Source organism: Sphingobacterium sp. MAE (assembly GCF_056711605.1).
This window is the reverse complement of sequence record NZ_CM160044.1, coordinates 4,511,242-4,524,422: the sequence shown is the minus strand read 5'-3', so window position 1 is coordinate 4,524,422 and position 13,181 is coordinate 4,511,242. Positions and strand designations below refer to the sequence as shown.

Here is a 13,181-nt window from a genome sequence, read left to right as displayed (position 1 = left end):
CAGAAATCTGGGTTTTAATATCGCTGAAAACACTTTAATTTATTTTCAGGGAATAGGTGATATTAACACCACCTGCTGCTAACATATCATGTACAGAACAATATTTTTTAACTGCTAATTCTGCTGCTTTTTGGGCTTTGATCTCGTCAATATTACCTTTTAAATAGAAGCTAATGTGAATATCCGTAAAGATATTTGGAATTTCTTCTCTTCGTTTTCCTTCGACTTCCACTTGTATATCTTCAATCTCTTGACGTTGTTTGGTCAAGATCGACGAAAGGTCAAATACACTACATGAACCTAAAGCCATTAAGACTAACTCCATTGGTCGCACGCCTTTTCCTTCACCTCCAATAGCTTCTGAGCCATCTATATGAACTTTGACATTAGACAATTCACTTGCGGCTTCAAAGTGTACCGCTTTGTTTTGGCGATTTAGTGTTACTTTCATGTTTCTGTACCTCGTTGTATACACAAACTTAGCTAATTTTGCGTTGATTAACAATATAATCGCATGGATTACAAAAACCAATTTATATGCTTTTAACGTGAGCTATATCAGCTTCATCGTCATATTCTTTTTCATATTTTCTTGTGTTTAGTGCTATCGAGTTGATAGGATCTATAGGCGATTGATAAACAATAAAAAGGGTGATCATAATTATGATACACCCTTTTACCAAACCATTTAGTATTAATATTACGGAAGTTTTACACCTCTAAAGTCAGAAATATTCAACCTGGGAACCTGAGCTCCATATGTTTTGTTTATAGCTTCAATAAATACATTTGCCATCAATGCATTTCCAATGGGAGTTAAATGTATGCCATCCAAAGAAAAACCGTTACCAGTAATGTATTTTGCACTTACAGCAAGACCATCGATCCTGATTCCATTTTTTACTGAAGTTAAGAACGCATTGACATCTGCCACAGCCAATCCTTTAGATGCAGCTACCGATTTAATTGTCTTATTGAAAGCATTGACACGAGCCACTACTTCCGCGGCTTCAGTAACATCTAAAACAAATTGATCTCCTACACCATTTCTAGGATCAAGTCCATAAGGATATGGATTTACAATATTTGTTTTTTCATCTGGTATATCTGTGCGACCAAGCAATCCTGCTGATGAAAAAGGTAAAATAAAATAATCGGCATTTGTAGCAGCACGAGTTCCATTTTTTGTTCTGATATAGATATCTTTAACTCCAGCAGATGGATTGGCAGCATTCACCCCTGCTATTAAAAGTTCGCGTGTCACCGTTGTAAAATAAGGTACTGCTGTAACATCCGGTATGGTCGCTAATACACCCTTTTGACCACCTTTAGTGAGTTCTGTGACATAAGTGTTTAAACGAGCATCGAATGTCGATGTTGCTGTTAAGACAGTGGTTGGATCTGGTTCTTTAGTAGTTGGATTAATTTTTACAACACCGCCATTTGTTGCCCAACCTAAGGCATCATTATTTCCAAGAGAAAAAGTGAAGAACGTATGATTTTGCGATGTAGAGTAGGTAAAATAATTCATCGTTGGTGGAGTACCATCAGGTAGTAGACGTTCGAAGTACATATTTCCTGCAGCGGTACCTATACCTGGTGCAAAAGCCATATCCATACGCATGCCCGGTACACCTAAGTTATTGATAGGCTCTGTATATTTTATTAATAATTTGGGAGTCGCCGAACGATAAGCTAATTTATCCGCAACCTGTTCCGTAACTGGCTGGCCATTCACGAGTGCTTTTAGACGGATATAACCTGAACCATTGGACTGCTCTTCACTAAAAAATGGAGACTTAAACTCTCCGCCACCAACTTTTTGAAGTTGCTCAGCAATAAGTAAAGGGAAAGCTACTTTTTGCCCCTCTAGATATAAGCCTCCATCAGCAAATCCTGCAGATAGCGAGTTTCCAATAGCAATATATTTGCTAAAATCAGCTTTTGTTCCTGCAGAGGGAGTAAATTCGTCTAGAGTTGGTTTACATGCTGTGATACTCAGTATAGCTAATGCAACTCCTATATATAGATTTCTTCTTTTCATGATCATAACATTTTAGTATAAATGCTTAAAATTTGTAAGTCAAACCAATGCCTGGTGCGTAGATATTCGTTGTATACGTTCCCGATAGATGGCTGTCGACATTATTCGCTTCACGGGGTAATATTCTTTGGTATGCAAATGAACCTGTCAAATCAAATTTAGGCGACATTTTGTAGGTGAAACCACCAGCTACCAATATGCGGTTATTATCTGGAGTTTCTGGATATACATAATCTTTCCTTACAGGAGTTGCAATATATCCACCACCTATCCGAAGTTGTAATTTCTCTGATGGTAGGTATTCAATACCCGCTTTTATAGAACCTGCCTTTGTATAATTCTTTGGAGAATGTGTATCTGGAGTATTTGCTCCGCTATAATCAAAATTTAATTCCTTATAGACGTCATAATTGATCACAGTTCCATCTACAGCCATTTTCACCTTCTCACTGATAGGGAAAGTTACACCTACGGCAAAAGTAGAAGGAAGAGGAAGTTCTGCACTAAATTTGCTATCTCGCGGAAATGTTCCTTCTGCCGCTTCAGGTACAGTGAATTTCGCATCGCCATCTTTTAGTTTTGTCAACACTTTCGAACGGTAGCTCATCGAGATCGCAAATTCTTCATTTAAATTATAATGCACCCCGACATTATAGCCTGTACCAGTTCCCGTTCCCTTTAATTCTGCTAATCCAGATGTTCCATCTTGGAAATAAACAGGAATAGCACTTTGTAAATCGACAGATCCAATATTGTAAACAAATCCACCACCAATACTAAAGTTGTCCGTTAATTTGAAACTCACAGTTGGTTGTATATAGATCGCACGTAATGATAAACTTACTAAACTGTATTTACCTGTCCATCCTGTTCCCCAATCCACTGCACCACCGTAAGGTGTATAGATACCTATACCAGCTTTCCACCACGTGTTTTTAGGACCTACTGTCGCAAATACAGAAAAGGGAGGTGTGATCTGATTTCTAGTGTGATCAACTACTGAACTTCCTGTTGCTTGAAAAGCAGATTTGAACATAACACCATTTCCGTTAACAGAGATAGCATTGTGACTCATTTTTGAAAGTGCTCCTGGACTATAAAAAATAGAAGATTCATCTATAAAGTAGGCAGAGCCTGCACCGCCCATACCCACAGATTTTGGACTCTGAAGATTAACTTGAGATCCCTGTGCAAAAAGTAAGGAGGGGGATGCACAAAGTAGGGTAATTAGTAACTTCTTCATATACATCATATTTGGTTTATCGTTTGTGTTTCAATTACAATGCTAACATAGTAATTTTTTGTGGTTTTTTGATATTTTTTTGGCAAATATTGATAAATATTTATTTTGAATGAAAGACCACTAATTATTGTGATTTTTGTGGCAACATTAGACATAAATCATTAAATTGCTAAAAAATTAATTATGGCAACAGTAACATTCAAAGGCGGAGCAGTAAATACAGTTGGAAATTTACCTGCAGTAGGAAGTCAAGCTCCAGATTTTAAATTAACAGCAGGTGATTTATCCGATAAGTCATTGGCAGATTATAAAGGAAAGAAAGTAGTATTAAATATTTTTCCAAGTGTCGATACCGGAACATGTGCAGCGTCAGTTCGTGCGTTTAATCAAGCAGCGTCAGGTTTAGAAAATACCGTTGTATTGTGTATTTCTAAAGATTTACCATTCGCTCAAGGCCGTTTCTGTGCGGCAGAAGGTTTGAATAATGTAGTTACATTATCAGAGTATAAAGACAATAATTTTTCAGAAACCTATCAATTACGCTTTTCTGATGGTCCTTTAGCAGGATTATTCAGCCGTGTAGTCATTACATTGGATGAAAATGGAAAAGTATTGTACGAAGAGCAAGTTGCAGAAGTGACAGAAGAACCAAATTACGAAGCAGCATTAGCTTCATTGAAGTAGTCGTATCCATAAAATAAAGAGGATGGCAGGTGAAACATTCTCTTTTGTAAAATTACAATAACAATAAAAGGGTGATCACAATGATCACCCTTTTATTGTTATTTTGTTTTTTCTAATGCTTGCAATATATCTTGGATAATATCTTCTTGATCTTCTAAACCAACAGACAAGCGTACGCTGCCAGGTTTAATTCCGAGATTTAAACGTTCATCCTCCGTTAACTTAGAATGTGTGGTTGATGCGGGATGAGTAGCAATTGATCTTGCATCTCCTAAATTAGAAGTATATAAGATCATGTTTAATTCATCTAAGAATCTAAATGCCCTTTCTTTTCCACCTGCAACCACAAATGTGACAATGCCACCTCCAGCTTTCATTTGCTTCTTCGCTAATTCATATTGTGGATGTGAAGGAAGAAAAGGATATTTAACATCTTCAATTTCAGGATGTGTCTCCAAAACAGTCGCCAAGGCGAGCGCATTGCTACAATGTCTATCCATACGTAATCCCAATGTATCTAAACTTTTGGAGATGACCCATGCATTGAAAGGTGATAGGGAAGGACCTGTATGACGGATGAAAAACATTAATTTATCGATCAATTCCTGTTTACCGACTACCAATCCACCAAGTACGCGGCCTTGACCATCCATGTACTTGGTTGCCGAATGAATGGATAAGTCAAAACCATACTTTAAAGGCTTTTGTAAATACGGCGTTGCAAAGCAGTTGTCAATGGCCAATATAATATGGGGATACTTTTTCTTCAAAGAACCTAACCACTCCAGATCAACCAATTCAAGACCTGGATTAGATGGTGATTCTAAGAATATAATTTTTGTATTCGGTCGAATTGCTTTTTCCCACTCTTCAGGATCGACTGCATCCACATAGGTTGTTGTCACTCCCCAACGTGGAAACAATTGTGTAAACAATTGATGTGTGGAACCAAAAATAGCACGAGAAGAAACAATATGGTCTCCACTTTCAATAATGCCCGCAAAAGAAGCAAACACAGCTGCCATTCCTGAAGAAAAAGATAGGCCTGCCTCTGCACCCTCTAGGATACAAACTTTATTAATAAGTTCAGAAGTATTAGGATTTGCATAACGTGAATACACCATTCCTTGCTCTTCTTCAGCAAAAATAGCTCTACCCTGCTCAGCACTATCAAAGATAAAACTTGAGGTTAAATATAGAGGTACCGAATGCTCACGTGTTGCAGAACGATCGGCTTGTTCGCGTATGATTTTAGATTGATCTTTGTTCATGATAACGTAAAGGTACAAGTTGTAAATTTTATTTTTTATATTTAATCCAATAAAATTGTATAAAAAATAATCATCAGAACAACTGAAGTTTTTAAATTATTTCAGATTGTAATCTGAAATAATTGCCTATCATACAGTTAAATCGATTGACGTGCTATTTATGTTCATTTATCTAAAATCGGTGAAGTCTAAATTAATACTATTAAAAAGCTAGGATAAGTATGATTTGTAATAGAAGATCGGAGTATTTATGTTTTATTATGGATATTAAAGAAGCGGAAATGTGCGGTCACCGTTCCGCTTCTTTAATCTGGATCATCTCATTTTTTATTTCTGCGGCATATGTTTAGCCATTTGATCCATAGAAAATCCTAGACCTTTAGCAATACCAAGACCAAGATTCATATCAGCTCTAAACCAATGGCACAACTGGCGCATGATAATTTCATCTCTTTTTGGACCTTCGATTCCAGACATTGCACCAACAATATTTTCAATAAGATGTTGTTTTTGCTCTTCATCTAATAAACGGTACAGATCACCTGGTTGCGTATAGTGATCGTCTTCACCAGGGGCGTTGCGGTCATAATGATCGGCCACCACACTATCCAATTGTAATGCAGGCTCTTTGTAAGCTTGATCTTGGTAGTTGCTATCAAAACTGTTGGGATAATAATTTGGAGCAGAGCCTTGATTTCCATTGACAGTCATCTGACCATCACGTTGATAATTATTGGTCATAAAAGGACATTGGTTTACCGGAATTTGCTCATAATTACCCCCCAAACGGTAACGTTGTGCATCAGGATAAGATAGAATGCGACCCTGCAGCATTTTATCTGGAGAAAAACTAATACCATCTACCACATGTGCTGGAGCAAAAGCAACTTGTTCCACATGAGCAAAGTAATTATTAGGGTTTTGGTTTAGTTCCATTTCTCCAACTTCAATAAGTGGATACTCTTTTTGCGACCATACTTTTGTTAAGTCAAATGGATTCCAGCGGAAAGTTTTTGTTTCCGATACGGTCATAACTTGAATATAAAGTTTCCATTTTGGAAAATCACCCTTTTCAATTGCGGCATGCAGATCACGTTGCGCATAGTCCATATCTTTAGCACGCATCTCATCTGCCTCAGCAGCAGTGAGATTCTTGATGCCCTGCTGTGTCCTAAAGTGAAATTTAACATACACCAATTCATTTTTTGCATTGATCATCGAGTACGTGTGACTTCCGTAGCCATGCATATGTCTATAGCCATACGGTGTACCACGATCCGACATTAAAGTCGTCACTTGGTGCAGAGACTCCGGATTTAGTGACCAGAAGTCCCACATCATGGTTGGCGATTTGCAATTCGTATAAGGATCTCTTTTTTGTGTATGGATAAAGTCAGGGAATTTTTTTGCATCTTTAATAAAGAAAACAGGAGTATTGTTGCCTACTAAATCATAGTTTCCATCTTCTGTATAGAACTTGACTGCAAATCCACGCGGATCGCGTTCCGAATCTGCAGATCCTCTTTCTCCACCCACAGTGGAAAAGCGAATAAATAATTTCGTTTGCTTGCCAATTCCATTAAAAAGTTTTGCTCTTGTATATTGGGAGATATCATGCGTTACTGTAAATGTGCCATATGCGCCAGAACCTTTGGCATGTACAATTCTTTCTGGGATACGCTCTCGATTAAAATGAGCTAATTTTTCATGTAGAAAGTAATCCTGTAAAAGCACCGGACCTCTAGGTCCAACCGTCATCGTGTCTTCATAGTTGACAACAGGAGCTCCCGATGCTGTTGTAATTTTTTTGTGGCTGTTATTTTCCATTGCTCGTATTATTAGTTTCTATCTCTTTGTTGTTAGACAAATTTAGACGAAATGGACGGGCTTATCTTATTGATAATCTTGATGACGTATCAATATTAATGATCAATGAATTATTTTTTAAATTACTTTAATCAATCGATTGCTTAGGAAAAATGGTTTTATCAAATTTTTATTACTCCAAAATAAAACTATATTTAAGATTTAAAACCTATTCTCTAGATATATGTTAACATTTCTTTTCTCTAGTTTACTCTTTGTACATGGTAGTATTTTGCCATCTGAACCTGTAAATCCTCCGAAACCATATGGGGCTATACCTTCCGAACGACAACTGAAATGGCATGAAATGGAGACTTACTGCCTAATTCATTATACACCAACTACCTTTCAAAATAAGGAGTGGGGATACGGTGATGCCGATCCGGCTATCTTTAATCCAACTCAATTTGATTCGAATCAAATTGCAAGAGCAGCAGCTTCCGCTGGTTTTAAGGGCTTGATTTCTGTTGCTAAGCATCATGATGGCTTTTGTCTGTGGCCGACCGCAACCACAACATATAGTGTGGCAGCTTCACCTTGGAAACAAGGTAAAGGTGATATGGTCAAAGATTTTATGTTAGCAACGCATGCCAATAAGATGAAATTTGGTGTATATCTTTCCGCATGGGATCGCAACGATATGCGCTATGGTACTGTCGAATATGCGGAGGCTTATCGGGCACAATTGACGGAATTAATGTCTAATTATGGAGAATTGTTTACTTCATGGCACGACGGAGCCAATGGAGGTGATGGTTATTACGGTGGATTGAAAGAGAAAAGAACCATCGATCGCAATACCTATTATGCATGGGAAGAAAAAACTTGGCCTATCGTACGCAAGTTGCAGCCCATGGCCATGATCTTTAGTGATGTTGGTCCCGATATGCGATGGGTCGGAAATGAAAAGGGATTTGCAGGAGAAACCTCATGGGCAACTTTTACACCAGAAGGCTTAGATGGGAAAAAAGCAGTTCCCGGATTAGTTAATGAAAAAACATTGACATCTGGAGTTCGAAATGGAAAATATTGGATTCCTGCTGAATGTGATGTTCCGCAAAGACCAGGCTGGTTTTATCATGCAGAACAAGATGCTCAGGTGAAAACACCAAATCAGCTATTTGAAATCTATTTAAAATCTGTCGGGCGTGGTGCGAATATGAATCTTGGGCTGGCTCCTATGCCATCAGGTCAATTGCATGACAATGATGTCAAATCTTTGGCGGCATTTGGAAAAAAGGTCGATAAAACTTTTAAAACCAATTTAGCAAAAGATGCTCAAATTAAAGCATCTGCTATTCGTGAGCACTCCATTCAAGAGTATGGAACATCGTATATCCTCGATGATGATCGCTATAGCTATTGGGCGACAAACGATGATGAGCATCAAGCTTCATTAGAAATAAAGTTGAATGGTAAACAAACCTTTGATATTATTCAGATACGAGAAAATATTAAACTCGGTCAACGACTTGATAGTGTTTTGGTAGAGCAAAAAGTGAATGGCCAATGGGTGACATTGACAAAGGCTACAAGTATTGGCGCTAATCGATTGATGAAATTGGAAAATCCGGTTACGACCGATGAACTGCGGGTTCAGTTGTTTGCTCCAGTCGCTATTACGGTAAGTGATTTTGGATTATATAAAGAGTATAATGAAGACTTTGAATTTGAAGGTGCAGGATTTAAAAAATTAAATGCAAGGGAGTTTACAGTTAATTCTTTTTCCCAATCAGCAAAGGCACTTGATGGTAAGAGCGAAACTTTTGCCTCCGTACAAGCATATAAAAAGGGATTTGTTTTCGAATTGAAAAGTGATGTCTTAGGACTCGGTTACTTACCGCGTCAAGATGGACAAACAGCGGGTACAGCGACCAAGTATAAGATCTATACCAGTCACAACAAGCAACAATGGGAAATGGTGAAAGAGGGTGAGTTTTCCAACATTAAAGCAAATCCCATTTTACAACAGATCATTTTTGATGATGTCTTAAAGGCAAAATACATCAAATTTGTTCCAACTGAAACGTTAACGAAAGATGTCTTCACAGTAGCAGAATTTGAATTATATTTTAAATAAAAAATGAAATTTACAACTAAATCAACCTTATTGGCTCTGTTATCGATCACCTCTCTACAAGCGTATGCACAAAAAAGAGATGGTCTAACGATGTGGTACGATAAACCAGCTACTCGATGGGAAGAAACGCTGCCATTAGGAAATGGATTGATAGGAATGATGCCAGATGGTGGAATTAAGTCCGAATCCTTGGTGTTAAATGAGATTTCTATGTGGTCGGGCTCAGCTGAAGATCCCAATAATTATGATGCATATAAAAGTGTTAGCGAGATTCAAAAATTATTGATAGCAGGGAAGAATAAAGAGGTTGAGGATCTGGTGAATAAGAACTTTGTCTGTAACGGACAGGGGTCTGCTTTTGGAGCAGGTGCGAATGCACCATATGGTTGTTATCAGAATTTTGGATTTTTAAAATTTAATTTTGAAGTGGATGCATAGCATATTTCTAATTATGAACGATCATTAAATATTGGAAACGCTACTGCACATACTTCTTTCACTTCTTCGGGAGTAGACTACAAGAGAACTTATTACACTTCTTTTGATCAAAATGTAGGCGTGATACATTTAACTGCTTCTCAGAAAAAAAGTATCAGTTTTGCTGTTGCTCTGGAAAGATCGGAAAATATTGATTCTTATGAGATTAAAAATGGTGAAATTGTTTTATTAGGTTCTTTACCAGATGGTAAAGGAAGCAAAAACTTACAGTTTGCCAGTAAGGTTAAGATCAGCTTTAAGGGAGGGAGATTGACGGATAATGGAAAACAGTTAATTTTGACAGGTGCTGATGAAGCTACAGTCCTTTTCGCAGCAAGTACAAATTATTATGGTACCGATCCACAAACGGTTGTCGGTAAGGATATCTTAGCTGTTGAAAAAAAAGCTAATAGTACACTATATAGCAATCATAAAAAAGCTTATGCAAAGAAATTTGATCGTGTTACTTTAAACATTGCAGATCATCAGCTTAAGGTCGATACGCCGACTCCGCAACGTTTACATCAATTTTTTGAAAATCCAGCTTTGGATAATGGATTGGCGGCATTGTACTTTCAGTTTGGTCGTTACTTGAGTATTTCAAGCACAGCTCCAGATCACAAAAATGCATTACCTCCAAATTTACAGGGGTTATGGGCGCATCAGATCCAAACACCTTGGAATGGAGATTATCACTTAAATATCAATGCACAAATGAATCACTGGGGAGTTGAAGTCAGTAATCTTTCTGAATATCATAAACCCTTTATAGCAATGATCAAACGTATTGCAAAGACAGGTGAAAAAACAGCTAAAGCTTATTACAATGCACCAGGATGGGTTGTTTATATGATGACAAACGTCTGGGGTTACTCAGCTCCAGGAGAAAATGCATCTTGGGGATCGAGTACAGCTTCAGGATGGTTGTGTAATCATCTTTGGGAACACTACCTATTTACGCAGGATAAAGCCTATTTAAAAGAAGTATATCCTGTATTAAAAGGAGCAGCTGAATTTTACGATTATATCTTAGTGAAAGATCCAGAGACAGGCTGGCTGGTTACTTCACCGTCCGTTTCTCCAGAAAATGGATTCCGTCTTCCTAATGGTGAAGTCGCTTCCGTAGTAATGGGGCCTACGATCGATAATCAGATTGTTAGAGAGCTGTATGGTAATTTAATTCAGGCAGATAGTTTGTTACAGATGAACGATCCTTTTATCCACAAGTTAAAGGAAAAATTAAGTCAAATTCCACCAGCGGTAGTGGTGAGCAAAAGCGGCCGTGTTCAAGAATGGTTAGCCGATTACGAAGAAGTAGAGCCACAGCATCGTCATGTATCACATTTGTATGGCCTGTATCCGGCTAATTTTATCTCGCCTCAAAAAGATAAATCTTGGGCAGACGCAGCTCGTAAGACGCTAGAAGTAAGAGGAGATCAAGGCACAGGATGGTCACGCGCTTGGAAGATTTTATTTTGGGCGAGATTGCAGGATGGCGATCATTCCCTAGAGATATTAAGACAACTGCTAAAACCCGCATTTGTTAATGAAACGACTTACCAAGGAGTTGGAGCAGGTACTTACCCAAATTTGTTCTGTGCACATCCTCCATTTCAAATAGATGGTAATTTTGGAGGTTCAGCAGGAATTGCTGAGATGCTTCTTCAAAGCCACGCAGGCTTTATTCATTTACTACCTGCTCTACCCAAAGCGTGGAAAGATGGAGCTGTAAAAGGATTAAAGGCTAGAGGTAACTATACGGTGGATATGACATGGAAAGATGGCAAGGTGATCCACTATGAGATTGGTGGACCAAAAAATACGGTCCTTAAAGTATTAAATGGTTCAGAATATCAAAATTATACAATAAAATAATTAGTAAATAAATTTATGTAAATTGGTTGTAGATTTAAGTGTAATCTACAACCAATTTTTTTATGAACCTATCCGTTTTTCGTTGCATTATTTTTTTTATCATCTTTTTGGGTGCTTGTGACTTAGATACAAAACAAGTACAAAAGAAAAAAGGGGGTGTGATCTCCAAGAACATCCTTACTTTCAAGCAGCACTAAATAAAGTGGAACACATGAAAAATTTCTATGAAAACATGCCCGTTTTTCCCGAAATAACGTCACGGAATTTAAAAGGTGATTCACTAAAATTTGATCAATTTCTTGCTGGAAAGATGATTATTGTTGCGATCTGGTCGAGTAAGGGTAAGAATTCGAAAATGGATTTGCCAGTTTTGTTAAAAAAAGAAGCTGCATGAAGTAAAATGGGGGTGCAGGTTGTTTATTTGACCGATGATGAAGATGATGAACGTTGGCGAAAAAGTAACCATCTTATAGGACTTGGGTCAAACAGCTATTTGTTAAATGTGACGGATCGTGATTTTATTAAAAACAGCTATGACGTTGTTGCTACACCTCGTTATTTGTGGATAGATCCCAAAACACGAGCGATTATTGAGCTGGTTGGGGCAGATCCAACTTTGCCTGATTTCATGAAAAAACTAAAAAATAAATTATAAATGGATTTACGATTATTGTCTATTATATTGTTTAAATTTGAATAATTAAACAATATCTGTTTTTTTTTAGTTTTTTTTGATCATGAAAGTTGTTCAATTTACCGTTCCTGTTCCAAATCAGGGCTCTGTTTGTGTACAAGAGGATCTGTTGGTGGAGTTCTACAGTAACTATCATCGGCATAAAGAAATTCAACTCACATACATCTTAAAAGGAGAGGGTACTTTTTTGATTGGCAATTTTACGCATCAATTCAAACAAGATGAAATTTATATTGTTGATGCCAATGAACCACATATGTTTCAACGTTCGGAATTGATCCCAGATCCCTTATTAAAAGAACAAATTCATGCCATTCATATTTTCTTCGATTACAACAGATTCAGAGATTTTTTGCAATTACCAGAATTGGAAGAAGTTCGTTTCTTTCTGGAAAATATCAATGTAAGTAAAAAGTTAGATGCAGGATCAAACCCTGCGATCAAACGAAAATTCTTACAGATTAATGAAGCAGACGGAGTAGAACGGTTAACTGCATTTGTCAGTTTAATCGATTACCTTACTGAAAAAGTAGATCTTTGGACATCGCTATATACTGGGATTCCACAGAAAAAGTATTCTGATGCAGAAGGGATACGTATTAATGAGATTTTTCAATATACATTTAAGCATTTTGAGCAAAAGATATCGCTAGAAGATATTTCGGGAGTTGCTCATATGACCCCGCACGCATTTTGTAAATATTTTAAGAAACATACGCGAAAGACTTATATCACCTTTCTTAACGAGATTCGTATCGAACAAGCCTGTAAAATGTTGATCCATGGTCTATCGGAAAATGTATCGGATATCGCTTTTAAAACAGGTTTTAATAATGTGGTCAATTTTAATCGCGTTTTTAAAAAAATCACTAAACTCTCTCCAAGTGAATACTTAGTACAACATAAAATAAAAGACATGAACTAATACTCATCCATACCCTATATTC

Annotated in this window: 11 protein-coding genes and 1 pseudogene; 7 read left to right on the top strand and 5 right to left on the bottom strand. The window is 37.3% G+C overall.

What is annotated here, in order from left to right; translation table 11 throughout:
• Positions 1-34 precede the first annotated feature (34 nt).
• From AC06G9_RS19380 to AC06G9_RS19370, 3 genes are all read right to left on the bottom strand, one after another.
• The gene (locus AC06G9_RS19380; protein ID WP_480956962.1) at positions 35-451 is read right to left on the bottom strand and encodes an OsmC family protein; all 417 of its coding nucleotides are present in this window, start codon (positions 449-451) and stop codon (positions 35-37) included.
• 249 nt (positions 452-700) lie between these two features.
• Positions 701-2,044 (bottom strand): G-D-S-L family lipolytic protein, encoded by a 1,344-nt coding sequence (locus tag AC06G9_RS19375; protein ID WP_480956961.1) that lies wholly within the window; start codon positions 2,042-2,044, stop codon positions 701-703.
• Positions 2,045-2,069: 25 nt separating this feature from the next.
• Positions 2,070-3,287 carry an OmpP1/FadL family transporter gene (locus AC06G9_RS19370; protein ID WP_480956960.1) on the bottom strand — a complete coding sequence of 406 codons (1,218 nt, stop codon included), beginning with the start codon at positions 3,285-3,287 and terminating at the stop codon, positions 2,070-2,072.
• A gap of 183 nt (positions 3,288-3,470) precedes the next feature.
• Between AC06G9_RS19370 and tpx the strand changes: the two genes are divergently transcribed.
• Positions 3,471-3,971: a thiol peroxidase gene (gene tpx / locus AC06G9_RS19365; protein WP_480956959.1), complete on the top strand. Its 501-nt coding sequence runs from the start codon at positions 3,471-3,473 to the stop codon at positions 3,969-3,971.
• Between the two features lie 98 nt (positions 3,972-4,069).
• Here the strand turns inward: tpx and AC06G9_RS19360 are convergent, their stop codons facing one another.
• On the bottom strand, positions 4,070-5,242 hold the full coding sequence (locus AC06G9_RS19360) for a trans-sulfuration enzyme family protein (protein WP_094773228.1): 1,173 nt from the start codon (positions 5,240-5,242) through the stop codon (positions 4,070-4,072).
• A 327-nt stretch (positions 5,243-5,569) separates the two neighbouring features.
• Positions 5,570-7,069, bottom strand: a complete 1,500-nt coding sequence (locus AC06G9_RS19355) for a catalase (RefSeq protein ID WP_293925330.1) — start codon at positions 7,067-7,069, stop codon at positions 5,570-5,572.
• Positions 7,070-7,292: 223 nt separating this feature from the next.
• Here AC06G9_RS19355 and AC06G9_RS19350 point away from each other — a divergent pair, with 223 nt between their 5' ends.
• From AC06G9_RS19350 to AC06G9_RS19325, 6 genes and pseudogenes are all read left to right on the top strand, one after another.
• A complete protein-coding gene (locus AC06G9_RS19350; RefSeq protein WP_480956958.1) occupies positions 7,293-9,188 on the top strand; it encodes an alpha-L-fucosidase in 1,896 nt (631 codons plus the stop codon).
• A gap of 3 nt (positions 9,189-9,191) precedes the next feature.
• Positions 9,192-11,315, top strand: a pseudogene (locus AC06G9_RS19345) (glycoside hydrolase family 95 protein); the annotation flags it as partial.
• 6 nt (positions 11,316-11,321) lie between these two features.
• The gene (locus tag AC06G9_RS19340; protein ID WP_480958195.1) at positions 11,322-11,540 is read left to right on the top strand and encodes a glycoside hydrolase family 95-like protein; all 219 of its coding nucleotides are present in this window, start codon (positions 11,322-11,324) and stop codon (positions 11,538-11,540) included.
• Between the two features lie 211 nt (positions 11,541-11,751).
• Positions 11,752-11,934, top strand: coding sequence for a hypothetical protein (locus AC06G9_RS19335; protein WP_480956957.1), 183 nt, complete (start codon positions 11,752-11,754; stop codon positions 11,932-11,934).
• Positions 11,935-11,946: 12 nt separating this feature from the next.
• The gene (locus AC06G9_RS19330) at positions 11,947-12,195 is read left to right on the top strand and encodes a hypothetical protein (protein WP_248755552.1); all 249 of its coding nucleotides are present in this window, start codon (positions 11,947-11,949) and stop codon (positions 12,193-12,195) included.
• An 82-nt stretch (positions 12,196-12,277) separates the two neighbouring features.
• The gene (locus AC06G9_RS19325) at positions 12,278-13,159 is read left to right on the top strand and encodes an AraC family transcriptional regulator (protein ID WP_045754457.1); all 882 of its coding nucleotides are present in this window, start codon (positions 12,278-12,280) and stop codon (positions 13,157-13,159) included.
• Positions 13,160-13,181: the final 22 nt, after the last annotated feature.